Here is a 25,315-nt window from a genome sequence, read left to right on the forward strand (position 1 = left end):
TGAAAAGGAGAAAATAAATGAACGATTTATTAGGTCAAGTCTTTACTGGCTTGATTACAGACGAAAATGAAGAAGCTTATTTTGTGCAAAAAAATGGTGTCACTTTTCAATTAGCGAAAACAGAAGGAGAGCACAAGATTGGTGATCCAGTAGAGGGATTTGCTTATGTGAATCAAAAAAAACAGGGGGCTTTTACAACAGAAATTCCAGCTATTAAAAATGGGCAATATGGTTTTGCTGAAGTGATTGGTGTGCGTAAAGACTTGGGTGTATTCGTTAATATCGGTTTGCCTGATAAGGACGTAGTTGTTTCATTAGATGAATTACCGACTATGAAAGAATTATGGCCCAAAAAAGGTGATCGTCTGATGATTACTTTACGTGTCGATGATAAGGATCGTATGTGGGGAACTTTAGCTGATGAGAATGTATTTCATGCAATGGCTCGTAAAGGCACTGCTGAAATGAAAAATAAAGATGTAAAAGGAACAGTATATCGATTAAAAGTTGCTGGAACATTTTTAATTACGGATGATTTATATTTAGGTTTCATCCATCCATCTGAACGATATAATGAACCTCGTCTTGGTGAAGTCATCGAAGGACGTGTAGTTGGCTTGGCTGCTCATGATAATATGTTAAATATATCTCTTAAGCCTCGTAGTCATGAAATGATTGACGGTGATGCGGGGATGTTGTTAGCAATGCTAGAACGAAGCGAAAATAAAATGTTGCCTTATGGAGACAAATCAGGTCCTGATGAAATTAAAGCGGGATTTGGTATCAGTAAAGGACAATTTAAACGAGCAATTGGCGCTTTATTAAAAGCTAAAAAAATTGAACAACGAGATAATCAAATTTACTTAAAAAACTAATTGAGAATAGCTTGTGTTAATGAAGAATATAAATTATACTTATTCTAAACTAATCACGAAAACCAAATATTTTGTTTATAATGATTATAAATTAGCAGGGAGGTTCTCAATGAATACCGTTTTAGCTCTACAAAAAACAAAAAAACAACTCCATGATTCAGGATTTAAATTAACTCCCCAAAGAGAATCTGTTGTGATTGTCTTGTTAGAAAATGAAAAAGATCATTTGTCAGCTGAAGAAATTTATTTTCTAGTTAAGAAGAAAAGCCCTGAAATTGGTTTAGCAACAGTTTATCGGACTTTGGAAATATTGACTGATTTGCATATTGTTAATAAGGTCAGTTTTGATGATGGTTTGGCTCGTTATGATCTGAGAAAAGAAGGGGCCGCGCATTTTCATCACCATTTACTTTGTTTGGAATGTGGAAACATCGAAGAAATAGAAGAGGACTTGCTGGGAGAAGTTGAACAAGTAGTCGAGTCACGGTATCATTTTATCGTGAAGGATCACCGGTTGACTTTTCACGGTATTTGCTCGGATTGTCAAAATAAAAAACAATAAATAGTTTTTTGATTAGAAAAGCTTGAGTCCCTTAGTTGATACGTGTATCATTTTAAGGGACTTTTTGGTATGATAAAGCGAAAGTGGTGAAACGATGGAAGAACAAATCATTGAATATTTACATTATTTGACGATCGAACGAGGCCTTTCTGCCAATACTAAAAGCAGTTATCAAAGAGATTTAAAACAGTATTTAGCCTTTTTGAATGAGGCTGGTATTTCCGATTGGCAAGCTGTCGATCGTTATACAGTAGTGGCTTTTTTAGCACATTTAAATCAACTGAATAAAGCATCGGCGACTGTTACTCGCATGATTTCTAGTTTACGTCGGTTTCATCAATACTTACGGCAAGAACGATTTACTGATCATGATCCTATGCAGCATATTGAAAGTCCTAAAAAAACTCAAAAATTACCTCAAACACTTTCCTTGCAAGAAGTTGAAAAACTGATTGCTACGCCTGATACAACAACAACTTTAGGTATTAGAGACCGGGCGATTCTAGAAGTGATGTACGCAACAGGATTGCGGGTGAGTGAATTGATTGGCTTGAAAATGGGCGATATCCATTTAGAGATGGGACTTTTACAAACCTTGGGTAAAGGAGATAAAGAAAGGATTGTTCCGTTGGGAGATTATGCGATTCATTGGATTGAGCGATATTTAGCGGAATCCAGACCTTTATTAACGAAAAAAAGACCCCAAGAGAATCATTTGTTTGTCAATAATCATGGCAGTGGATTGAGCCGACAAGGTATTTGGAAAAACCTGAAAGTTTGGGTTCTAAAAGCCGGAATTATAAAAGATGTCACGCCCCATACTTTACGACATAGTTTTGCGACTCATTTGTTAGAAAATGGTGCTGATTTAAGAACTGTTCAAGAATTATTAGGTCATTCGGATATTTCGACAACTCAGATTTACACACATATCACAAAACGACGAATGACAGAAGTTTATAAGGAGCATTTTCCTAGGGCTTAATAAAGGAGTTTATATGATTACTAGGTATCGAAAAAACCAAAGAAAAATTGCGATGGGACTTTTAAGCTTCCATCAAAATTTAAAAGAGCAACAGCATCTTTTAAAAGAATTAGATACTTATGAAGAAGATAATAATTACCAATTATTTTGTTACTATCATGAAGGTGAATCTGCTAATGTTCAAGGACTAATCGGGATTAGCATTGAGAACGATAATGAAATCGTTTTGCAAGATATTAGTTTAAATCCGTCTTATCGTGGTGAACGCATTGGTTTTCAAATGTTAGATGAATTACAATTTTTATTTTCTGGTCAAAAAATCTTAGCAACAAAGACTACGGCCGATTTCTTAAGTCATTGGCATGAAAGTAAAAAGGAAGCAACAAATGAGTGAAATTAGTTTAAAATTAGATGTTTTTGAAGGTCCTTTGGATTTACTTTTACATTTAATTCAGCAGTTAGAAATTGATATTTATGATATTCCAATTACTCAAGTAACTGAACAATATATGGATTTTATTCACACAATGAAAACTTTGGAATTAGAAGTTGCCGGAGAATACATCGTGATGGCTGCGACATTAATGTCCATTAAAAGCCAAATGTTATTGCCGAAAGTAGAAGTTTCTTTAGGTGAAGATGATCTCTATGAAGAAGATCCGCGAGAGGCTTTGGTACAACAGTTATTAGAATATCGAAAATATAAATACGCGGCGAATTTATTGTCTGAAAAGGCAAGTGAACGCGGTCAATATTTTTCTAAAGAACCAATGGATTTATCAGATTACAAGGAAAATAATACCTTACTACCGGCAAATCAAGTCAATACGATTGATTTGTTTTTAGCGATGCATGATGTTTTGCAAAGAAAAAAATTAAACCGCCCACAAGATTCTGTTGTTAGTGGTGAAACCATCACAATTGAGGAGAAAGTAAATCAAATTCGTTTTAAGTTAGATGAATTAAACTCGGATGAAGGGCTTCCTTTGGAGAACTTTTTTCAAAACTATACAAAAGATGAAATGGTGACGACTTTTATGGCGTTATTGGAATTGATGAAAAATGGGCAAGCAACGGCAAAACAAATTAAAAATTACGATCCAATTTTAGTCTACAAAGGAGTTTCAGATGAATAAATTAAGTCAAGTTGAAGCTTTGCTTTTTGTTGTTGGTCAAGAAGGTATTGGCTTAGATGAGCTTTCATACAATTTAAAAATATCAACGGCTGAAACCTATCAGCTGATTGAATCGTTAACAGCAGCATATCAAGCAGATCCGAATCGAGCATTAACTGTTTTGGAGGTGGGCAGTCATTTTGTGTTAACCACCAAAAAAGAATGTGCGCCATTGTTAAAAACTTTTGCACGTTCTCCATTAGTGAACAAATTGAGCCAAGCAGCTTTAGAAACTTTATCTATTATTGCATACAAACAACCAATCAGTCGTGTACAGATTGATGAAATGCGAGGGGTTCAATCTAGTGGAGCAGTTCAAACTTTGGTATCAAGGCATTTAATTGAAGAAAAAGGTCGTGTGGAAGGGCCTGGTCGAGCGATTTTATATGGTACAAATGAGCGTTTTATGGATTATTTCGGTTTAAAAGATTTAAGTGAATTGCCAGATGTTGAAAAAATGGAGGATGATTTATCTTCCGAAGAAGAAGTTCCACTGGATTTGTTTTTTGACCGGTTAAAAGAGGAGAATATATAGATGGAAAGATTACAAAAAGTAATTGCACACGCGGGAATTGCTTCTCGTAGAAAAGCCGAGGAAATTATTTCCAATGGCAGAGTTAAGGTCAATGGAGAAGTTATTACCGAGTTAGGCACAAAGGTTGGTAAAAAAGATGTGGTAGAAGTTGATGGTGTACCCATCTACCAAGAAGAACCGGTTTATTATTTATTTTACAAACCGCGCGGCGTGATTTCTGCTGTCACAGATGATAAAAATCGTCGAGTAGTCACTGATTTTTTCCCAGAAGTGACTGAAAGAATTTATCCAGTGGGTCGTTTAGATTATGATACATCAGGAATTTTAATTTTAACCAATGATGGGGATTTTTCACAAAAATTAGCCCATCCTAAACATCAAATCGATAAAGTATATGTAGCAAAAGTTAAAGGTATAGCTGATCAAAAGAATCTATATCCTTTGACAAAAGGAATTGTGTTGGAAGGCAAAAAAACAGCACCCGCACGTTACGATATTATTTCAAGTGATAAAAAATCTGAGACGAGTATCGTAGAGCTGACTATTCATGAAGGGCGTAATCATCAAGTGAAAAATATGTTACAAGCTGTTGGTCTACCTGTTCAAAAGCTAAAACGTGAAAAATATGGTGAACTTACATTAAAAGGTTTAAAACCAGGTGAGTATCGTCGCTTAAACGCAAAAGAAATCAAAAATTTGTTGCATCAAGCAAAATAAAAACTTTTTACTTGTATTTTGTTAGTGTTGTGCTATATTTGTATTGTAAATAAAAATAATTTTAAGGTTCGTCTTCAGGGGCAGGGTGAAAATCCCGACCGGTGGTAATAGTCCACGAACTGCGTTTACGCAGCCGAATCGGTGTAAATCCGATACCGACAGTACAGTCTGGATAAAGAAGATAGGGCTTATTTGAGTGTGAAATTCAAGTAACTCTATGCTTTTTTCTGAAGCATAGAGTTTTTTTGTACTTTCAAATTCGAGTGGTTCGTTGAAGATGATTCCTGAATCTTGGAGGATGTCAAATGAAGAACTTAAAGTTACAAAAGATGACAGCAGTAGCAGTAGCAGGAGCAATGGGATTGATTTTGCAATTTATCGCTTTTCCCTTAATTCCAATTTTCCCCTTTTTAAAGTTGGATTTTAGTGATATTCCTATTTTAATTAATATGTTCTTATTTGGACCAATTACTGGGATTGCGACAGCGTTAATCAGATCGTTGCTGCATTTAACTATGACTGGCTTTTCCTTTGATAATATGATTGGAGATTTTGCTAGTTTCTTTGCCACTACTATTTATACGTTACCAATTTTTGCATTATATAATAAAAATAAATTTAGTCGAAAATTTTCTGGTTTAGCTTTAGGGATTTTGGCGATGACTTTATTCATGAGCGTGGCTAACTATTTTGTTATCACACCACTTTATTTAAAAGCATTTGGCTTATCAGCTGGACAAATGTTAGGTATGAGTTTAGGTCGTTACGTATTGGTGGGTATTGTGCCATTTAATATTTTAAAAGGTATCATTGTCAGCAGCGCTTTTGTAATACTTCATGCGAAACTATTACCATGGTTAAGTAAGAAGAGTTTTAGTAGCCATTCCCATCACTCTATTTAAATAAAAGGACTAGCCATGATATTTTGGCTAGTCCATTTTTGTGTTATAGTGAATCGTAAGAAATCGCGTAAGCTGGGCATCTTTTTGCTGCTAGCCGAACGTCTTTTTGCGATTTTTCAGGAATAAATTGTTGTCGGGCTTTTTCTTCACCAGAAAAAATGATGATTCCATCATCACGATAGTCAAAAACTTCTGGTGCAATCGTTTGACAGAGTCCGCAAGCAATGCAGCGCTCTGGAAATATTTCTGCTTTCATTTTTCACCTCAAGGAGTATCTATATGACTTTGTTTATTTTAACGTTATTTCGTTCAGGCCACAAGTTAAGAGTATCTAGCATTTATCATTTATTGACTGGGAAAAGAACTAGTTCGGTCCTTATTTTCGGGTACTTTCATCAAATTTTAGTTTTTTTAGGTAGTTTGCCTTCACTAGAGAAAGCGGTATTTAATCAAGTAATCAAAAAATTATTGCAACTTAATTATATTGAAATGAATGATGAGTTTGGAAAAATAACTGATCTAGGACAGCAAGCTTTAACTGAAGTAGTCCAATTAAAACAGTTGACACAATTAGATGGTTTTAGATTTGGGCGGATGCGAATAGAGATGTGGCGGCTCATATTATTTGCGGTTCAAGTTATTAGCTTTATCAGTGTTCGTCAAAAAAAATATACGCCAATTGAACAAAGACCCGAAGCAGTCTATCAGTTAAAAAAATGGCTGAAAAATGCAGACAGTAATTTAATCGGACTATTGCTGGCTGAACTAGAGAAAATCTTTTCACAAATGCCCCAGAACCAAGCTGATTTTCTAGCGAATCAATTAAGTGGCTATCATCAGGATGGGAAAGTAGCTTTTCAGCTATTAGCTGAGGAGTGGCAAAGTGAACCATGGAATGTACTTTTCCAACAACAATGTATTGATTCTTTTCTTGAAAAAGTAATTCCAAATAGCCAGATTGATTTATTAATAAGTGATTTTTCACAACAAAATTGCAATCAAAGTATGTTGCAAACTAGAGATTTATTTTTAGCTGATTTGAATGAAACTGAAATCTTACAACAAAGAAGTATTAAAACTGGAACCTATTATGATCATATTATCGAGTGGGCAATTAGTGATGAAAATTTTCCATTCGAAAAATTTACTTTACTTGATTTTAAAGAGTCTAAAAATTTCGAGGAAGTAATTGATTTAAGTTATAAAAATTATCAGGAGAATTATTTGAATTTTCGTTTATCGCAAATAAAAAATTTGAGGGATTGCCAATGGAATTAAAAAAGGCTCTAGAACAGTATTTTGGTTATTCTGAGTTTCGTCCAGGACAAGCTGAGATTATTTCGACTGTTTTAAAAGGGGAACCGGTCTTAGGTATGTTGCCGACTGGTACAGGGAAATCTCTATGTTATCAATTAGCCGGTTATTTATTACCTGGGACAGTAATTATTATTTCGCCCTTGATTTCATTAATGGAAGATCAAGTCAATCAGTTACAGCAACTTGGAGAAAAACGCGTGATCGCTTTGAATAGTGTTCTTTCTTACAGTGAAAAAGATTATGTCCTTAAAAATATGAAAAAGTATAAGTTCATTTTTATGAGTCCTGAGATGTTTTTACAAGAAAAAATAATGGCACAACTAAAAACAAGTAATATTTCACTCGTAGTGGTCGATGAAGCCCACTGCATTTCACAATGGGGGATTGACTTTCGACCAGAATATCTAAAGCTGTCTGCAGGAATTCATCAATTACCCCAACCGCGAATCATGGCTTTAACAGCAACAGCGACCCCAAATGTACGAGAAGATATCAAACACTTATTGTTTCATCATCAAGTAAAAAGTTTTGTTTATTCAGTTGATCGCCCTAATATTAGTTATTTTGTGTTTCAAGCAGAGAAAAAAACTAAATTGAGAGAGCTACTGGAAACTTTGTCTGGTACGGGAATTGTTTATTGTGCTACTCGTAAACAAGTAGAATCACTATACCAGCTTTTTAGAAATGATTTTCCTGTTGCCTTTTACCATGGTGGTTTAAGCGGACAAGAAAGACGGGTCTTGCAGCAACAGTTTCAGCAAGATGAATTGAAAGTTTTATTTGCCACCAATGCTTTTGGGATGGGGATCAACAAGAATAATATTAGGTATGTGATTCATTATGATTTACCTGATTCACCAGAGAACTATCTACAAGAAATCGGTCGCGCTGGTCGTGATGGGCATCATGCACAAGCTATTTTACTATATGAAAATAATGATGAAAAAATTCACTACTTTCTCCAGGATCAAATTAATGACGTACGTAAACTATATGAAATGAAACAACAAAATCCCGAATTGCTCATTGAACTACCTCTGATTAAAAAATGGGAAACATATTTTCCTGACCAAAGCGATCAAATTATTTCATTATTGGAAAAACGCCAACAAGTAAAAAGACAGCAAATCCGCTTTATGTTGGCTTATGTTCAACAGACTGAGTGTCGCAGAAAATTTCTGACAAATTACTTTGCCGAAAAGTTAGAAAAGATTCCTAAGACTTGTTGTGACAATCATGGTGCCACTTTAACAACTGTAGAAAATAATCTGCAAGAAAAAGTCCAACCACAATCATGGCAAGAAATCTTAGAAAAAATTTTTAAAAATCCCTTGAAAATTTGAAAAAAACGCCATTCTTTTTGAAGCTATGATATAATATTGAACGATATTAAAGAGGAGGTACAAAGCGTGAGTAGAAAAGACCGTTACAATCAAACAGAAAGCAACGAGCCTTGGGATCAACATATATATGAGTCTGAGGAAAGTCAGACTGCAACGAACCGAGTTTCCCGGAGTGAAGCAAGAAGAAACAGTGAAGGAAATAAAGATAATAAAAATGGTGGAGGCAATACTAAATTTTTAACTATTTTAGTTATTTTGTTAGTGGCTCTGATTACCATTCCGGCAGCTGCCTATTTTTTTATAACTAGAGATGGAGGAAATACTGCTGCAAGCTCGTCATCAAGCAGCATTACCGCTTCGTCTACATCAAGTACGGAAGAATCAAGTACAGAAGAATCAAGCGATGATGACACTTCTGCCTCGTCAGAAGCAGAGCAACAACAAGCGGCTGCTTCACAGGCTGCGGCGTCATCCGAAGCAGCTGCATCACAATCAGTAGCTGGTCAACAGTCGCAATATGTTTCACCAGCAGGTGAGGGAGCAAATACGACAACTGTTCAAGCAGGTGAAGGCTTGCAACAAATAGCTAATCGAACAGGTGTAGATATTAGTACAATCGCAGCTTTAAATGGGATTACCATTCAAGGGGATTCATTCTATCCACCAATTAATCCAGGTCAACAAATTGTGATTAGCCAATAATAGTTAAATCTGAATGATGGAGTTGTGGTATGAGTTTTTTGGAACTCGTGTCACAACTCCCTATTTATTGAAGGGAAGTTTAAAAATGAAAAAAATTTCAATTGCGATTGATGGTCCAGCTTCATCAGGAAAAAGTACAGTAGCAAAAATACTAGCGAAGGATTATCAATTCATTTACGTTGATACCGGTGCAATGTATCGAGCGGTAACCTATTTAGCAATGATCAATCAAGTCGCTTTTTCGGATGAAAAAAAGATTGTTGGATTGATTGAAGAATATCCGATTCGCTTTGAACAAGTACCTGGTGGTCAACGTGTTTTTGTAAATCAAAGTGATATTACTGAAGAAATTCGATCACAAGCGGTAACCCAAGCTGTTTCAGAAGTGGCTGCGCATCAATTGGTTCGAGAAAAACTAGTTGAAATTCAGCAAAAACTCGGAGAAACTGGCGGCGTTGTGATGGATGGCAGAGACATTGGGACTACGGTTCTTCCAAATGCAGAAGTAAAGATTTTTCTTATAGCTAGTGTGGAAGAACGTGCCCAAAGACGGTATATTGAAAATCAGGCGAAAGGCTTTTCAGCTAGCTTTGAAGAATTAAAAGAAGCAATTTCAAAACGGGATTATTTAGATTCTCATCGCGAAGTGTCACCTTTGGTGCAGGCTGAGGATGCTATTTTGGTAGATACAACAGGTATGTCGATTGAACAAGTAGTGAAACGCATCAAAGAAATTGTAATAGCAAAGGGCTTTTAAATAAAATTTTGTCGTAAGTAAAATCATTTTTTACAAATTTTAAGAAAAAAAGAGAAATCGCTTTATTTTTCCCTGTAGATAAATTAAAATGGTAATTGTAGTCTATTCATATATTGAATTGTTGGTTAGGAGGACATATGTCATGGCAGATTTAGAACAAAATCCATTAGATAACGAAAATGTATCAATGGAAGCAGCAATGGAAAGTGTACATGAAGTAAAAGTCGGCGATATCGTGAGAGGCGAAGTGCTTGCTTTGGAAGACAAACAAGTCGTTGTCGGTATCGAAGGAGCAGGAGTTGAAGGTGTAGTTCCTGCAAAAGAGCTTTCTACTTTACCAGTAGAAGATATTTCACAAGAAGTAAAAGTCGGTGATGTCTTAGACTTGGTAGTCATTTCTTCTATCGGAAAAGATAAAGAAAATGGCAGCTATCTACTTTCTAAACGTCGCTTAGATGCGAAAAAAGTTTGGGAAGACATCGAAAAAGATTTCCAAGCTGGAAAAATAATCGAAGCACCTGTTACAAATAGTGTTAAAGGTGGTTTGGTAGTTGACGTAGGTGTCCGTGGATTCGTACCAGCATCAATGATTGACGATCATTTTGTAGACGATTTTTCCGCATATATCGGTCAAACCTTGGCCTTTAAAATTATTGAAATTGAACCATCAGAAAACCGCTTGATTTTATCACATAAGGCAGTAGTTGAAGCAGAAAAAGCTGAGAAGAAAAAAGAAATCTTAGCGACTTTATATGATGGTCAAGTAATCAAAGGTCAAGTAGCTCGTTTAACGGACTTTGGTGCATTTGTTGACTTAGGCGGCATTGACGGATTGGTTCACGTATCAGAAATTTCTCATAGCCATGTTGGTAAACCTTCAGATGTTTTATCAGTCGGTGATGAAGTGGAAGTTTTGGTACTTTCTGTCGATCCTGAAAAAGAACGGATTTCATTATCAATTAAAGCAAACTTGCCTGGACCTTGGACAGACATTGACGAAAAAGCAGCACCTGGAACTGTTTTAGAAGGAACTGTTAAACGTTTGACTAGTTTTGGTGCTTTTGTGGAAATTTTCCCAGGAGTTGAAGGATTGGTTCATATCTCTCAAATCTCTCACAAGCACATTGCCACTCCTCATGAAGTATTACATGAAGGTGATAAAGTTCAAGTGAAGGTTTTAGAAGTAAATCCGGATGAACACCGAGTAGCACTATCAATCAAAGCATTACAAGAAAAACCTGAAGAGTTAAAAGAAGAAGTTGTTGAAACTGATGACTACGAAATGCCTGAAGAAAGTTCTGGTTTTACATTGGGTGATGTTTTAGGTGATGCTTTAGCTGAAAGTGAAGCTAACGAAGACAAAGAGTAAAAAAGGCTTAAGGACGTACAATTATGTGCGTCTTTTTTTGTGGTTTTTTCATCTCTTTCTTGCTATAAAGTGATTTCTTCGTTAAACTAAGGAGAATTTTAAAAAAGGAGCAAAAACATGTCAAATCCTATTATAGCCATCGTTGGACGACCCAATGTTGGTAAATCTACATTATTCAATCGTATTGCAGGAGAAAGAATTTCAATTGTCGAAGATACTCCCGGTGTTACTAGGGATCGCATTTATGCGAAAGGTGATTGGTTAGATCATGAGTTTTCAATTATTGATACTGGTGGTATTGATCTAGGTGATGAACCATTTATGGAACAAATTAAACACCAAGCACAAATAGCAATTGATGAAGCTGATGTCATTTTATTTATTGCTAGTGGCCGTGAAGGTGTGACTGACGCTGACGAAGCAGTCGCTAAAATCTTATATCGTAGTAACAAACCGGTTATTTTGGTAGTCAATAAAGTAGACAATCCAGAGATGCGTAGTGACATTTATGAGTTTTATGCACTAGGATTGGGAGAGCCTTTCCCGGTTTCTGGGAGTCATGGCTTAGGTCTAGGTGATGTTTTAGATGAAGCGGTCAAACACTTCCCAGATGATAGTGAAAATGAGGAAGATGAGAGTATTAAGTTTAGTCTAATTGGACGACCTAATGTTGGTAAGTCTTCTTTGATTAATGCGATCTTAGGGGAAGACCGTGTTATTGTGTCAGAGATTGAAGGAACAACGCGGGATGCTATTGATACTAAATTTATTGGCGAAAATGGTCAAGAATTTACCATGATAGATACAGCAGGCATGCGTAAACGTGGTAAAGTTTATGAGAACACTGAAAAATATAGTGTGATGCGGGCTATGCGCGCAATTGATCGCTCAGATGTTGTCTTAGTCGTTATTAACGGTGACGAAGGAATTCGTGAACAAGATAAACGGATTGCTGGATATGCTCATGAGGCTGGTCGTGGAGTTATTTTAGTTGTAAATAAATGGGATTTAGTTGAAAAAGATACTAATACCATGAAGGATTTTGAAGCAGAGATTCGTGATGAGTTTGCTTATTTAGATTATGCGCCGATTATTTTTGTCTCAGCTTTGACGAAGCAACGTTTAAATAAACTTCCTGATTTGATTGAAACAGTCAGCATGAATCAGAACCTGAGAATTTCCTCTTCTATCTTAAATGATGTTATTATGGATGCTGTTGCGATTAACCCGACACCAACTGATAAAGGAAAACGTCTGAAGATTTTTTATGCGACTCAAGTGGCTGTTAAACCACCGACTTTTGTTGTCTTTGTCAATGAAGAAGAATTGATGCATTTCTCTTACGCGCGCTTTTTAGAAAATCAAATTAGAAAAGCTTTTGATTTTGAAGGTACACCGATTCGAATCATCGCTAGACGGCGGAAATAAGCCATTTTACCATAAGTTATTCTGTAGGACAAATATTTTTATCAATGTTTACCATATCTAGGAATTTTTGGTGATAATCGGCTAAAAACCTTGCTATCACAAGGTTCATATGCTATCGTAAAACAAGAATATTGACCAAATCAATATTTATGGTAACTGGACCACTCAGTTACTAAAAGATGTGCAAACATCAAATCATCACTCACGGAGGTGAAAATTTACATGGCAAACAAAGCAGAATTAATCGAAAAAGTTGCAGCTGCGACTGAATTAACTAAAAAAGACGCTACAGCTGCTGTTGATGCTGTATTTTCAAGCATTCAAGACGCTTTAGCTGAAGGTGAAAAAGTTCAGTTAATCGGTTTTGGTAACTTTGAAGTTCGTGAACGTGCTGCCCGCAAAGGTCGCAACCCACAAACTGGCGAAGAAATCCAAATCCCAGCAAGCAAAGTACCTGCGTTCAAACCAGGGAAAGCCCTTAAAGACGCAGTTAAATAATTGACGTCGTAGAACCCTTGTCTTACAAGGGTTCTTTTTTCTTTTTAAGAATTCCCTGATGTTTACAAAAATACATAAAAAAAAGCATCTAAAATACAATACATAGAAAAAAGTGAATGGAGTTTATATGGATAGTCGATTATTTCAAATTTTATATATTTTATTAGAAAGAGGAAGTATCACGGCAAAGGAATTAGCGGAAAAGTTTGAAGTATCTCCCCGAACAATTTATCGTGATGTGGATACTTTAAGTGGTAGTGGGATTCCAGTCTATGCTATGCAAGGCAAGGGTGGTGGTATTTTTATTAATGAAGATTTCGCTTTAAATCGTTCTGTGCTTTCAAAAGAAGAACAGCTTCAAATTTTAACTGCTGTTCAAGGTTTATCAATATTGCCTAGTACTTTTGATGATGACTTATTAACAAAACATGGAGGATTATTTCAGCACAGACAGGCTGGTTGGCTAGAAATTGATTTTTCCGATTGGGGACAAAAAAATCAAGAAGTATTCGTCAATATTCGTGAAGCGATTATTCATAAGAAAAGGCTGTGTATTTTATATTTGAGCCAAGAAGCTGTAGATTCAGAACGTACAGTTGAACCTTTCAAATTAGTTTTTAAACAAAATGCTTGGTACTTGTACGGCTACTGTTTAAAAAAAGAAGCGAATCGAATTTTTAAATTGAGTCGCATCAGGAAAGTTCAAATCTTAGATGAATATTTTTCACGAAACTATGAAGGGAAAATATTTGAATCTAAAGAAAGCCTTGCTTTACCAGAAACTCTAATAACTTTAAAATTTAAAAAGGATCAGCTATCTCAAGTGAAAGAAAATTATCAAAAATATACTCAATTGGGTGATGGTAGTTTATTGGTAAAAGAGAAATATCCGATATCTGAAGGCTTTTATGCTTTTATACTATCATTGGGGGCTAATGTTGAGGTTGTCGAACCATTAGATATTCGGGAAGAATTAATAAAAAGAATTCAAACAATGGCAAATAATTATTAAACTTGACATAAGGTGACATGTTTCACTTGTTATAATTATTTTATCTTATAGAAGTGAGGCGAGAATGATGAAATATGAATGGCGTAAACATGAGAAAGATTTATACAGTACAGTTAAGAAAACATTATTAGTAACTGTCCCAAAACAAAATTTTATAATGATTGATGGTGAAGGAGATCCCAATCAAACAGATTTTTCAGAACGAGTAGGTGTGCTTTTTTCTTTGGCCTATGCAATAAAAATGAATTATAAAAAGCTATGGGCTGATCCGAAAAATCTATATGACGATTTTACTGTTTTTCCATTGGAAGGGCTTTGGGATTCAAAAAATAGCCAAGATACTCGCGATAAAGCCAGTTATATTTATACGATTATGATTCAGCAGCCAGAATTTATTACATCAGAAATGTTTGAAAAAGCTTTATCTATGACCAAGAAGAAACCACATTCTCTACTTGATGAAATTTATTTTAATTCTATCGAAGAAGGAAAATGTGTGCAAATGCTACATGTTGGTCCCTTTGAGAATGAGGCAGCTACCTTTGAAAAAATGCACTTATTTATTGAAGATCAAAAATATCGCAGGAACGGTCATATGCATCGGGAGATTTATTTAAATGATGCGAGAAAAACACCACCAGAAAAGCGCAAAACTATTTTACGTTTTCCATTGGCTTGACCAGTAATAATAATCATGGTAACGTTAACATAAGAAATAGAAAGCGAGGAATCCCAATGAGATATTTCACCAAATAAGTAGAAGCTGCATTCAGACTAAACCAAGGATTTTCCAAGGGGACAGTGTGCAGATTTTTGAAAAATTGGTGGAACATATGATTTGAGGGATTTTAAGCAAAGGATCAGCTAGATTTTTTTGCTGTGTTAAAAACTCAAAATATAGATATGTTTAGGAGACACCGGTTTTTCATTAATAACTGGAGTCTTTTTTTGCTCCTTTTTTCAAAGGAAGTGAGCCAGTATGTCCAATATTAAAATTGAAAATTTGTCTTTTGGTTATGATCAAATGGGAACTTTATTATTTGATGATGCACAATTAATCATTGATGATCAATGGAAGCTAGGATTAGTAGGTAGGAACGGTCGCGGAAAAACTACATTTCTTAGAATTTTACAAAAGCAATTGCCTTATAGTGGAAGAATTCAGTATCAGATGATTTTTGATTACTTTCCCAAAACAATATCTGATGCGAAGCAGCTAACTTTTTATGCTTTATTAGAAATCCGGACATTTGAATTATGGCAGATGGAGCGAGAGTTAAATTTATTAGCCTGTGATCCAGAAGTTTTGTGGCGTCCCTTTGAGACCTTATCTGGTGGTGAACAGACCAAAGTATTGTTGGCCTTAATGTTTATTGAAGAAGGCCTTTATCCTTTGATTGACGAGCCGACCAACCACTTAGATGTAGTCGGTCGTAAACAGGTTGCAAATTATTTAAAGGAAAAAAGACAAGGGTATATTTTAGTTAGCCATGATCGCCAATTTTTAGATGAAACGGTCAATCATATTTTGGCGATTGAAAAAAATCAACTGGTATTATATCAAGGGGATTTTAGTACCTATGAAGATCAAAAGGCCCGTCAAGATGCTTTTGAACAAGCACAAAATATCAAACTGAAAAAAGAGATTTCGCGTTTACAGAAGACGGCAATTGAAAAAGCTGAATGGTCGAAAAATCGTGAAAAAGACAAACTAAATCAATCAAAAGGTTTTATTGATACTGAATATCGGCGGGTAAGCCCAGGTGCAATTGGTGCTGACGCTGCACGAATGATGAAACGATCAAAAGCCATTTTACAAAGAGTAGAAGGTCAAATCAGTGAAAAGTCACAGCTATTAAAAAATATTGAAACAGTTGATGGTTTAGAAATGAATTATCAGCCAAGTTATCATCAAAGAATATTACAAATGGAGAAGGTTGTGCTTACTTATCAACAAACTCCCCTTTTTGATCCAGTTAATATTGAATTATTTAAAGGGGAATGTTTAGCTATTACAGGAGCTAACGGAAGTGGAAAAACTTCATTATTGGCAGCAATTTTGCAGGAATTTAAAGGTAAACAAGCAGGGGAAATCCATTTACCTAAAGGTATCCAAATGAGCCATATTCGGCAAAATTATCAAGATAACTCTGGGACATTAGCAGCTTTTGCTGAAACAGAAGGGCTTGATTTTTCACAGTTTTTGAATAATCTCCGTAAATTAGGCATGGAACGCAATGTTTTTGAGAATAAAATTGAAGAAATGAGTATGGGACAACGAAAAAAAGTTGAAGTGGCTAAGTCTTTAGCTCAACCAGCTAATTTATATGTTTGGGATGAGCCGTTAAATTATTTAGACGTTTTTAATCAGAAACAACTATTAACATTGCTTAAAGAAGTTTCACCAACGATGATTGTAATTGAACATGATACTCGTTTTATTGAAGCAATTGCGGATAAAATTGTCTCGTTATAGCAGAAGTCACATTTGACTTCTGTTTTTTTAACCTTTTTTTGGTATGATAAGAAAGAGGTGGTGAGAAAATGGAAAGAACTTTTCAAAGAAAAGAACCAACTAAAATTTTCTATGGAAAAACTGTGGCTAGCTTATTTCGTTCAACTGACTTAAGGGATAGTCAAATTATTTTTTGCGGGAATCAACGCTACTATGATCATTTGGCTGAGAAACTGAATCAGTTTGTTCAAGCAGCAACTTCGGTTGATTGGTTTATTACAACCAATAATCGATATTGTAATGATTTTCGAACATTTGAAGATTTTATTTCCTTCATGAATCGATTCTCACCAAATAAAAAAATGATCATGATTGGCATCGGCAATCAAGGTGTGATGGAATTGATGAGTTTTTATCAACAAGTGGCAGTTTTTGATGTAGAACTTTGGTTGATTCCCTTATCACTACGTGCATTTGCTCAGTCTTTAAACAATCAAAGTCAAATTATTTCCCAAGAGAAAGTTCAAGCAGTTATGGCAACAGAAATTTCTCCTCAGAGAATTTTGTTCGATCAGACTTTAGCTGACCAACAAATTACTGGTAAAATAGTTGATTTATTAGTACTCATTCGATGTGGAATTGTTTTGGATTACCATTTTTTACAACAGGTTTTTCGAGCATTTCCCACTCGTCAAGTATTGAATACCAAATCCTCAGCGGCATTTATTGATGCAGTCATTGATTTTTATCAAGATAGCCGAACAGAATTGGCCAGTTTTGATGAAATTTTTACCGCAGCATTTTTTCAAACAGAAAACGGACATTTGTTATCAGATAGTATGAAAAATCAGTTTGGGCTACTTTTTGCTTTCTTTTGGAATGGTCAAGTCGCGAAACTTGATTTTAATTTCAAAAATTTTATGATATGGTTGATGCAATTAGATTTTCCAGTTCTCTTGCCGGCGGCGATTTCTTTAGCTGATTATGGCGAGCAAGTAGTTATTATGGCAAAAGGAAAAGGTTCGTTAGGATTAGCCGAGGTAGGGAAAACAAATGGGTATCAAGCAGTGACAGAAGTGCAATTGGATCGTGCTTTTGCAAACTACACAAAAGTATTAAAAGAAATTAGAGGGACAATCAATGAATAGTTATAGTGAAAAAATGTTAGATGCTTTAAGAAATGAAGATTTAGCAAAAGCTCAAGAGATGTTTCAAGCAGCATTGAAAAATGATTCGGCAGAAATATTAGCCAGTTTGGCCCAAGAATTACAGAATTTAGGATTTTTAACAGAAGCTCGTGAAATTATAACGCAGTTGTTGGAAGAATTTCCTGAGGAAGATTATTTTTATTTATCGTTAGCTGAAATGGCGATTGAAGATGACGAGATCGATCAAGCTTTTGAATATCTTGAAAAGATTCCGATGGATAGCCCTAATTATTTAGAAAGTTTATTAGTTACTGCTGATTTATATCAGGTTCTAGGCATTCCTGAGGTTAGTGAAGCAAAATTGTTACAGGCCAAAGCGATAGCACCTGAGGAAACATTGATTACTTTTGCTTTAGGCGAGCTACATTTTGCCAACAACCAATTAGGTGAAGCGATTGCTGAATATGGTCAACTACAAAAACAAGGAATTAATGAAGTCGCAAATATTTCGTTAAATGAACGGATTGGCAGTGGGTATAGTTTGTTAGGCGGTTTTGAAGAGGCGATACCTTTTTTAAAAGCAGCTATTGATGAAGAAAGCACCTCTGATCGATTGTTCCAATTAGGCTTTACTTATTATCAACTGAAAGAATATCAACAAGCTATTATTTATTTTGAAGAAGTTCAAAAAATGGATCCAGAATATCAAAGTGTTTATTATTATTTAGCAGACAGTTTGAAAGAAGAAGAATTAGTAGAAGAAGCTTTGAAAATTGCTGAAGCAGGAATAAAAGAAAATCCTTATCAGGTGGAAACTTTACATTTGGCTTCCGAATTGGCTTATCGTTTACATAATCGAGAAAAATCTGAAGACTATTTAGACCAAGCTCTAAGTACAGGTGAAAAAGTCGATGAAACATTGTTAACATTGAGCAATCTATTTTTAAATGAAGGTGAACCTGAAGAAGCGATTCAAGCGATTAGTAAAATGGATGAACAAGACAATCCATATGCTTTATGGAATTTAGCACAAGCCAATGACGAGCTAGAAGAATATGCTGAAGCTGGTAAATATTATCAATTGGCCTATGAAGAATTAAAGCAAGAAGCAGAGTTTTTGAAGGCTTACGGATTATTTTTGAGAGAAGAAGGCCAATTAGCGCAAGCAAGACAGGTGTTAGCAGATTATTTAGCATTGGAACCAGAAGATATTGAGGTGCAATCGATTTTACAAGATTTATTAGAGAGGTGATCAGATGGTAGATGTAGCAGATAAAAGAGAATTTTTAGTTTGGCTAATCAATAATGTCCCTTTTCAAAGAAGAGAGGTTGTCTGGATTTTAAATTATTTAATTAATCACGAGGCTATTTTAAAAAACGTCCATGTGGTGGAGCAAGCGGAAAAAACTGAGCGAGGAATTGTTTTTCGTGATGCTAGTCAAGAAAAGATGGAACCAATGATGTTGACTGTCTCTGGACAAAATTTTGCTAGTAGTGATCAAATTTTTCATGAAATTCGTCTCCATTGGCAACAACCCTTATATATAGAATGTATTTTTCCGAACCCTTGGCAAAATGCGCTATATTTATCTGTCTTAGAAGATAATCCAGCTATCTCCTGGAATGATTCTGTCAGTGCCGAAACGATCAATGAAGTAGAATCGTATATGGAAAAAGAAGCTCAACAAGCGACTTTGAAACATTTATATCAGCAAATCGATCAAGCTCTAGAAGATGGCGATCAAGATACTTTTGTCGAGCTATCCAATGAAATCAATCGTTTAAAATTATTGATTAAAGAAAAAGAAGTTCAATAAAAAACTAAGCAAAAAGGATAATCAACTCTTGTCCTTTTTGCTTTTTTTGCTTATATTGAATGAATAAGGTGAAAAATTTTGACAACAATTTAGAAATGTTTAGAGCGTCACTCTAGGGGGAAAGAGTAGTGAGATGGGATCGGATTTTTAACAAGCGATATTTAAAATCAATCTTAAACGTGAATCATTTAGATAAAAACATGAAACGAGTTCAAAGAGTCGCCAGAAAAAGAAGAATCGACATGATCTTTTGGCTAAGTTTAGGGTTACTTAGTTTGATAATGTTAGGGATTCGTTTTAGTGAAGCTAATACACAAACGAATGAACCAACAAATACACCAGTAGTTACTAAAAAAAATGAACAAAAAGCGACCATCACAGCAAGCGGAGATATGCTGTACCATGATATTTTATTCAGAAGCGCCTATGATGGTTCCGGCTATGATTTAGACAATGATTATGCTCAAATCAAGCCAATTCTAAAAGAAGCGGATTTGTCTTTAGGAGACTTTGAAGGAACGATTAATCCTGACTGGCAATTAAGTGGTTATCCGATGTTTAATGCCCCAGAAGAAGTAGCAGACAGCATTAAAGAGGCGGGATTTGATGTTGTTGACTTGGCCCATAATCATATTTTGGATACTGGACTAGCAGGACTGAAATCAACGGCTGCAACTTTTAAAAAGATTGGTATTGATCCTATTGGTGTAGAAACGGATCAAGCAGATGCAATGGTCATTAAAGAAGTTAACGGCATAAAAATCGCTTTGCTCGCATATTCTTATGGTTTTAATGGTATGGAAGCTACTTTGACTAAAAAACAATACAATCAATATTTGAGAGATTTGGATATGGAAAAAGTTGCCGCTGATTTGAAAAAAGCTGAAGAAGTGGCAGATATTACAATCGTCATGCCCCAATCCGGAGTGGAGTACTCATTAGAACCAACTAAAGAACAACAAAAAAATTATCGTAAAATGATCGACTTAGGAGCAGATATTATTTTTGGCGGACATCCCCATGTAGCAGAACCGACTGAAATTATCGAAAAAGATGGTGAAAGAAAGTTTATTATTTATTCGATGGGCAATCTTATATCCGATCAACGTTTTGAAAGTGTAGGAGATTACTGGACTGAACGCGGAGTAATTATGGAGGTCGAGATTACTAAAAATGATGGAGGAACCAAACTAACTAAGGTAAAAGCTCATCCAACTTGGGTAGATAAAGAACCAATTGCTGGTCGCTTTTATCAGCACCCAGAATATGGAACAGTCCAAGCGCAAGATTATCAAGTTTTTTTAGCTGAAAATTATCTTCCTAAGGGTAAATATGCAGATACGGTTCCAGAAATAAAAAGACAGCGAATTGAAACTGCCTATTATCGCATGTTGGATTTACTAAATATCCAATGGTAAAAATATCGAATCCTATATAACAACATAAAAAAATCCAAGTCAGTATAAAAAATTTACTGACCTGGATTTTTTAGTTTTTCTTCAAAAAGAATTTTCTACGCTGTGGCTTGAGGTAAGTGAATCCTTCTCCTACCACATCATGAACATTTGAAATAGAGATAAAGGCCTTTTCATCCACAGTATGAATAATTTTCTTTACTTCATTCATTTCTTGAGGAGAAACAATAATATAAATAATTTTTTTCAAATCAGATGAAAAGCCGCCTTCACCATGAATATAAGTGACACCTCGCTCTAAATGATCCATTAAAATTTGAGCGATTTCTTCGTTTCGATTAGAAATAATCATTACACCTTTAGCAGCGTAACCGCCAGATGATAGCATATCGACGACCTTACTAAAGACAAAGGAAACAATTAAAGTATACATCATGCGCTTTAAATCTAAATAAGTTAGAGACAATAGCAATACAATCACATCAAAGATTAGTAATGATTTACCCATTGTAAAACCAATTTTTTGTTCTAATATGCGAGCAATCACATCGGCACCACCAGTAGTTCCACCGTAACGATAAACCAAGCCACTACCAAAGCCTGCGAATAAACCAGCAAGTAGTGAAACAATAAATAAATCGTGGTCTAAATTAATCACAAGAGGTACCCGCTGCCAAATCCATAAAAAGACAGATAAACAAACTGTTCCTAAAATCGTGTAATAAAATGACCGTTTGCCTAGAACTTTACCGCCAATTAAAATCAGAGGAATATTAATCAGTAAAGTTGTATAGGCTGGATCGATACCAAATAATGCACGGATGATTAAAGTGATACCAGTCACTCCACCTTCAGCCAAATGATTCGCGATATTTAAGTAAACCAAACCAAATGCATAAATTGCCGTTCCGCCAACAATGAAGAAAATTTCTTTCACACGGGTTGATGTTGATGTTTCCATTGTGTCCTCCTTTTAGATGTTTTCCACCTTCAAACTTATCATGAAAAAGCAGGACTTACAACATCAGGATAGGAAAGAAAAGCGTTTTTTGATAAGATAGTTCTGAGGTGGTTTGATGGAACAAAAAACATTAGCAAAAATGCAAATAGAAGTTGATCAATATATTCAACAATTTAAGACTGGTTATTTTTCACCCTTAGCACAAATGGCTAGATTAACTGAGGAAGTGGGTGAACTTGCTCGAGAAATTAATCATTATTATGGTGAGAAACCTAAAAAAGATACAGAGGCAATTATTTCTGTTGAAGAAGAATTAGGAGACGTTTTATTTGTTACTTTAATTATGGCGAATTCATTAGACATTGACTTGACGAAAAGTTTTAATCAAAATATGGCGAAATTTAATCAACGAGATGCTTATCGCTTTGAACGTAAAGATGGACAGACAGGTGAGACAAAATGAAATTAGAAAATTTACCGTTGGAGTTTCAAGGAGCGATGCCGATTTTACGAAAACTACAAGAAGCGGGATATGAAGCTTATTATGTTGGTGGTAGCGTGCGAGATATTCTTCTGAATAAACCCATACATGATGTGGATATTGCTACTAGTGCTTTTCCAGCAGAAGTAAAAGCTTTATTTCGAAAAACTATTGATGTCGGTATTCAACACGGCACAGTCATGGTTATTACAAAGGAAGAAACTTATGAAGTGACGACTTTTAGAACAGAATCAACCTATCAAGATTATCGTCGTCCAGACCATGTTGAGTTTGTACGTTCGCTGAAAGAAGATTTAAAACGTCGGGATTTTACAATCAATGCTTTGGCAGTGGGAATAAATGGTGAAGTGATTGATTTATTTGATGGCCTGAATGATTTACGAAATAAAGTTTTACGGGCAGTTGGTAACCCTTACGAACGATTTCATGAAGATGCGCTACGGATGATGAGAGCTTTACGTTTTGTTAGTCAACTAGGATTTAATTTACAAAGGGAGACTTTTGATGCGATTAGTGAATATCATTCTTTGCTGGCAAAAATTTCAGTTGAACGAATAAATATGGAGTTTGTCAAATTATTAATGGGTTCTTTTCGTCAAGCAGGGATGCGCTCGTTTGTGGAATCAGAATGCTATATCTATTGCCCAGGTCTAAGAGCCTACGGTGAAGGATTATTGAGTTTTGCAGAGTTAGTAGGGCCAGCCATTCCACTAGAAAGCCAAGCTTGGACGTTGTTAATTGATCAAATTCATTTGCCGGAGGACAAAATTCGTTCTTTTTTAAAAGAATGGAAATGTTCCAATCAAGTCATTAAAGATGTGCAGCAGATGGTTCCCGCTTTAAAGTATCGCAAAGAAAATGAATGGACAGCTTGGAAATTATATCAAATCGGACGAGAATTGGCCTTATCAGTGGATTACTTATTATATTATTTTGATCAAACACCTAACTTGTCCAAGATTCGGATGATGTATCAGACTTTACCGATTCACTCTTTAAAAGATGTAGTAATCAAAGGAAATGATTTGTTTTCACTATTTGACCGACCTAAAGGACCTTGGATTAATGAAGTATTACGAGCAATTGAAAAGGGAATTGTCGAAGGAGAATTAAAAAATCAAGAGAAATCACTCATTCAATTTGCCCAAAAATATTTAGAAGAGGTGGATAATGGAAAAATTGACTAAAGAGTTTGTAGTTTCGGCAACAGATACAGCAGAAAAATTAGGTTCGGGTGATCTAGCCGTTTTGGCAACACCACGTTTGGTAGCAATGATGGAAAACACCGCAAAAAATATGTTGGATTTAGCTAGTAATATGACTAGTGTTGGTTTTATTATGGAGATGAAACACCTAGCTCCCAGTCCAGTAGGAGCTCAAATAATCGTTACTGCTGAAATTCTTGAGAGAGGTGAGCGAACAGTTGATTTCACTCTCTCTGCTTATGCTGGAGATACATTAATCGCCACAGCAAATCATCAAAGAGTCATCGTGAATCGCTTGAAATTTATGGAAAAAATTCAAAATAAGCCAATCATGTGACCGTTTACTGCTACTTATGCTAGAATTAGTTTATCTTATAGATGTAAGGAGAATGCAAAAATGGCAAGAGAAATGAGTGCTTTAAAATTTTATTTCCGTAATGGGGAAACTTGGACAATTGACCGTCGCTACATTGGCGATTTATGGATTAAACAAATTACAACAAGTTATGGTCGGATTAATGGTAGTGAGTTTGTGGAAATTCACCCAGTTGCTGGTTTCAAAATTGAAATCTATCAAGAGGGCGATCATGTCCAAACATCTGATATTAACTTAGGTGGTTTAGAATTAGGCATGTTCGAAAGAGCCCATAAATTCCAAGATATTGAAAGAATGGAAATCATTTTCCGCAGTGGTAAACCTGATATTGTTTATTTCCCATACAAAGAAAAAGATGCTGATGGTTTAGACAATGTTTATCAATCAATTAAATTCTCTGAAAAAACTAAGAGCTTATACATCGTTATTGACCCAGAAAAAGATGTAGATAGTACGTATCCTGACAAATTTTAAATCCTAAAAGACAGAATTTTCGTAATTCTGTCTTTTTTGTATAAGAAATTATTAAGGTACCATAATAAAAAGAGGAATATTGTTGCAAAAATAGTAAGGTACCTGTATTATATAAACATAAGGTACCTGAAAAAAATAATAACCTTAAGAGGAGATTTTTATTATGGAAAACAATTTAAACGAACAATTCATGAAAATGCAACATGATTTGAGAAGATATTTTCATCGTCAAAGAGCAAAAAACCATGGATTAGAAGCGCATCAAGGACAAGGGCGAGTGTTAGCCTTACTAAAATTACATCCAGAAATTTCGCAAAAAGATTTGATCTTTGTACTAGGATTACGTCCCCAATCTGCTGGAGAATTAATTCAAAAATTAACTGATAAGGGTTGGGTAACTCGTGAGGCATCAGAAGAAGATCGTCGGGCCATGATTGTTAAGCTAACTGATTTGGGTCGCGAAGAGGCTGAAAAAATCGGTCAACGTCCTGATATTACGACAGAACTATTTGTAGATTTTACTGATGAAGAAAAAATGCAATGGTCGACTTTAGTTGACAAATTAAACCAAAAACTTGAAGAAGAATTGGCAGGTGAAGAAGATTCATTTGAAGATGGACCACACGGACATCATGGTAAACCTCATGGACATCACGGACCGCATCATCGCCATCACCATCACCATCATGGTCATGGACCACACTGTCATAGAGATTAATTTCGCAAGAGAAGGAGATGCCATCCTTCTCTTTTTTTGTTACAATGAGTTGAATAAATCTAAAGGT

The 25,315-nt window shown here is 35.3% G+C and carries 29 protein-coding genes and 1 riboswitch; of the genes, 27 read left to right on the forward strand and 2 right to left on the reverse strand.

Annotated features, from left to right (window positions below; all coding sequences use genetic code 11):
- The first annotated feature begins 17 nt into the window (after nt 1-17).
- From KUA55_RS04805 to KUA55_RS04840, 8 genes are all read left to right on the forward strand, one after another.
- Complete coding sequence (locus KUA55_RS04805; RefSeq protein WP_218325046.1) at nt 18-875, forward strand: CvfB family protein; 858 nt, start codon at nt 18-20, stop codon at nt 873-875.
- A gap of 109 nt (nt 876-984) precedes the next feature.
- A complete protein-coding gene (gene fur, locus KUA55_RS04810) occupies nt 985-1,437 on the forward strand; it encodes a ferric iron uptake transcriptional regulator (protein ID WP_218325047.1) in 453 nt (150 codons plus the stop codon).
- A 94-nt stretch (nt 1,438-1,531) separates the two neighbouring features.
- On the forward strand, nt 1,532-2,422 hold the full coding sequence (gene xerD / locus KUA55_RS04815; protein ID WP_218325048.1) for a site-specific tyrosine recombinase XerD: 891 nt from the start codon (nt 1,532-1,534) through the stop codon (nt 2,420-2,422).
- Nucleotides 2,423-2,435: 13 nt separating this feature from the next.
- Nucleotides 2,436-2,816, forward strand: coding sequence for a GNAT family N-acetyltransferase (locus KUA55_RS04820; RefSeq protein WP_218325049.1), 381 nt, complete (start codon nt 2,436-2,438; stop codon nt 2,814-2,816).
- Nucleotides 2,809-3,558 (forward strand): segregation/condensation protein A, encoded by a 750-nt coding sequence (locus KUA55_RS04825; protein WP_218325050.1) that lies wholly within the window; start codon nt 2,809-2,811, stop codon nt 3,556-3,558. The genes KUA55_RS04820 and KUA55_RS04825 overlap by 8 nt, the downstream gene beginning before the upstream one ends.
- Nucleotides 3,551-4,132 (forward strand): SMC-Scp complex subunit ScpB, encoded by a 582-nt coding sequence (gene scpB / locus KUA55_RS04830; RefSeq protein WP_218325051.1) that lies wholly within the window; start codon nt 3,551-3,553, stop codon nt 4,130-4,132. The genes KUA55_RS04825 and scpB overlap by 8 nt, the downstream gene beginning before the upstream one ends.
- Nucleotides 4,133-4,849 (forward strand): pseudouridine synthase, encoded by a 717-nt coding sequence (locus KUA55_RS04835; protein ID WP_218325052.1) that lies wholly within the window; start codon nt 4,133-4,135, stop codon nt 4,847-4,849. It abuts the gene before it with no gap.
- 66 nt (nt 4,850-4,915) lie between these two features.
- Nucleotides 4,916-5,036: riboswitch (FMN riboswitch) on the forward strand.
- A gap of 118 nt (nt 5,037-5,154) precedes the next feature.
- A complete protein-coding gene (locus tag KUA55_RS04840; protein WP_218325053.1) occupies nt 5,155-5,751 on the forward strand; it encodes an ECF transporter S component in 597 nt (198 codons plus the stop codon).
- A gap of 43 nt (nt 5,752-5,794) precedes the next feature.
- Here KUA55_RS04840 and KUA55_RS04845 read toward each other — a convergent pair whose 3' ends face one another.
- Complete coding sequence (locus KUA55_RS04845; protein WP_218325054.1) at nt 5,795-6,007, reverse strand: ferredoxin; 213 nt, start codon at nt 6,005-6,007, stop codon at nt 5,795-5,797.
- A gap of 23 nt (nt 6,008-6,030) precedes the next feature.
- Here KUA55_RS04845 and KUA55_RS04850 point away from each other — a divergent pair, with 23 nt between their 5' ends.
- The 14 genes from KUA55_RS04850 to KUA55_RS04915 all read left to right on the forward strand — a co-directional run bounded on the left by KUA55_RS04850 (nt 6,031) and on the right by KUA55_RS04915 (nt 21,015).
- Entirely contained in the window at nt 6,031-7,029 is a 999-nt protein-coding gene (locus tag KUA55_RS04850; RefSeq protein WP_218325055.1) for a helix-turn-helix domain-containing protein, read from the forward strand.
- Entirely contained in the window at nt 7,020-8,411 is a 1,392-nt protein-coding gene (locus KUA55_RS04855) for a RecQ family ATP-dependent DNA helicase (protein WP_218325056.1), read from the forward strand. The genes KUA55_RS04850 and KUA55_RS04855 overlap by 10 nt, the downstream gene beginning before the upstream one ends.
- A gap of 66 nt (nt 8,412-8,477) precedes the next feature.
- A complete protein-coding gene (locus tag KUA55_RS04860; RefSeq protein ID WP_218325057.1) occupies nt 8,478-9,113 on the forward strand; it encodes an SAG1386/EF1546 family surface-associated protein in 636 nt (211 codons plus the stop codon).
- An 85-nt stretch (nt 9,114-9,198) separates the two neighbouring features.
- Entirely contained in the window at nt 9,199-9,870 is a 672-nt protein-coding gene (gene cmk, locus KUA55_RS04865; RefSeq protein WP_218325058.1) for a (d)CMP kinase, read from the forward strand.
- Between the two features lie 142 nt (nt 9,871-10,012).
- Nucleotides 10,013-11,239, forward strand: coding sequence for a 30S ribosomal protein S1 (gene rpsA / locus KUA55_RS04870; protein WP_218325059.1), 1,227 nt, complete (start codon nt 10,013-10,015; stop codon nt 11,237-11,239).
- Nucleotides 11,240-11,356: 117 nt separating this feature from the next.
- Nucleotides 11,357-12,667 (forward strand): ribosome biogenesis GTPase Der, encoded by a 1,311-nt coding sequence (gene der / locus KUA55_RS04875; RefSeq protein WP_218325060.1) that lies wholly within the window; start codon nt 11,357-11,359, stop codon nt 12,665-12,667.
- A 222-nt stretch (nt 12,668-12,889) separates the two neighbouring features.
- Entirely contained in the window at nt 12,890-13,165 is a 276-nt protein-coding gene (locus KUA55_RS04880) for an HU family DNA-binding protein (RefSeq protein WP_218325061.1), read from the forward strand.
- Between the two features lie 127 nt (nt 13,166-13,292).
- Nucleotides 13,293-14,177, forward strand: a complete 885-nt coding sequence (locus KUA55_RS04885; RefSeq protein ID WP_218325062.1) for a helix-turn-helix transcriptional regulator — start codon at nt 13,293-13,295, stop codon at nt 14,175-14,177.
- 67 nt (nt 14,178-14,244) lie between these two features.
- Nucleotides 14,245-14,856 carry a GyrI-like domain-containing protein gene (locus tag KUA55_RS04890; protein ID WP_218325444.1) on the forward strand — a complete coding sequence of 204 codons (612 nt, stop codon included), beginning with the start codon at nt 14,245-14,247 and terminating at the stop codon, nt 14,854-14,856.
- A 300-nt stretch (nt 14,857-15,156) separates the two neighbouring features.
- Nucleotides 15,157-16,653 carry a ribosomal protection-like ABC-F family protein gene (gene abc-f, locus KUA55_RS04895; protein WP_218325063.1) on the forward strand — a complete coding sequence of 499 codons (1,497 nt, stop codon included), beginning with the start codon at nt 15,157-15,159 and terminating at the stop codon, nt 16,651-16,653.
- Between the two features lie 68 nt (nt 16,654-16,721).
- The gene (locus KUA55_RS04900) at nt 16,722-17,780 is read left to right on the forward strand and encodes a PI-PLC domain-containing protein (RefSeq protein WP_218325064.1); all 1,059 of its coding nucleotides are present in this window, start codon (nt 16,722-16,724) and stop codon (nt 17,778-17,780) included.
- Nucleotides 17,773-19,032, forward strand: coding sequence for a tetratricopeptide repeat protein (locus KUA55_RS04905; protein WP_218325065.1), 1,260 nt, complete (start codon nt 17,773-17,775; stop codon nt 19,030-19,032). Before KUA55_RS04900 ends, KUA55_RS04905 begins: the two co-directional genes overlap by 8 nt.
- Nucleotides 19,033-19,036: 4 nt before the next feature.
- Complete coding sequence (locus tag KUA55_RS04910; protein WP_218325066.1) at nt 19,037-19,597, forward strand: YpiB family protein; 561 nt, start codon at nt 19,037-19,039, stop codon at nt 19,595-19,597.
- A gap of 200 nt (nt 19,598-19,797) precedes the next feature.
- A complete protein-coding gene (locus KUA55_RS04915) occupies nt 19,798-21,015 on the forward strand; it encodes a CapA family protein (protein ID WP_218325445.1) in 1,218 nt (405 codons plus the stop codon).
- Between the two features lie 70 nt (nt 21,016-21,085).
- On the opposite strand, the gene KUA55_RS04920 is transcribed toward KUA55_RS04915, so the two are convergent.
- Entirely contained in the window at nt 21,086-21,973 is an 888-nt protein-coding gene (locus KUA55_RS04920) for a YitT family protein (RefSeq protein ID WP_218325067.1), read from the reverse strand.
- 115 nt (nt 21,974-22,088) lie between these two features.
- On the opposite strand from KUA55_RS04920, the gene KUA55_RS04925 reads away from it, so the two are divergent.
- The 5 genes from KUA55_RS04925 to KUA55_RS04945 all read left to right on the forward strand — a co-directional run bounded on the left by KUA55_RS04925 (nt 22,089) and on the right by KUA55_RS04945 (nt 25,248).
- Complete coding sequence (locus tag KUA55_RS04925) at nt 22,089-22,436, forward strand: nucleotide pyrophosphohydrolase (protein WP_218325068.1); 348 nt, start codon at nt 22,089-22,091, stop codon at nt 22,434-22,436.
- Complete coding sequence (locus KUA55_RS04930) at nt 22,433-23,662, forward strand: CCA tRNA nucleotidyltransferase (RefSeq protein ID WP_218325069.1); 1,230 nt, start codon at nt 22,433-22,435, stop codon at nt 23,660-23,662. Before KUA55_RS04925 ends, KUA55_RS04930 begins: the two co-directional genes overlap by 4 nt.
- Nucleotides 23,646-24,017, forward strand: a complete 372-nt coding sequence (locus KUA55_RS04935; RefSeq protein ID WP_218325070.1) for a thioesterase family protein — start codon at nt 23,646-23,648, stop codon at nt 24,015-24,017. The genes KUA55_RS04930 and KUA55_RS04935 overlap by 17 nt, the downstream gene beginning before the upstream one ends.
- Nucleotides 24,018-24,077: 60 nt before the next feature.
- Nucleotides 24,078-24,530, forward strand: coding sequence for a hypothetical protein (locus tag KUA55_RS04940; protein WP_218325071.1), 453 nt, complete (start codon nt 24,078-24,080; stop codon nt 24,528-24,530).
- Nucleotides 24,531-24,693: 163 nt separating this feature from the next.
- Nucleotides 24,694-25,248, forward strand: coding sequence for a MarR family winged helix-turn-helix transcriptional regulator (locus tag KUA55_RS04945; protein WP_218325072.1), 555 nt, complete (start codon nt 24,694-24,696; stop codon nt 25,246-25,248).
- Nucleotides 25,249-25,315 lie beyond the last annotated feature (67 nt).

This window comes from Enterococcus alishanensis (genome assembly GCF_019218635.1).
Taxonomy (GTDB): Bacteria; Bacillota; Bacilli; order Lactobacillales; family Enterococcaceae; genus Enterococcus_A; species Enterococcus_A alishanensis.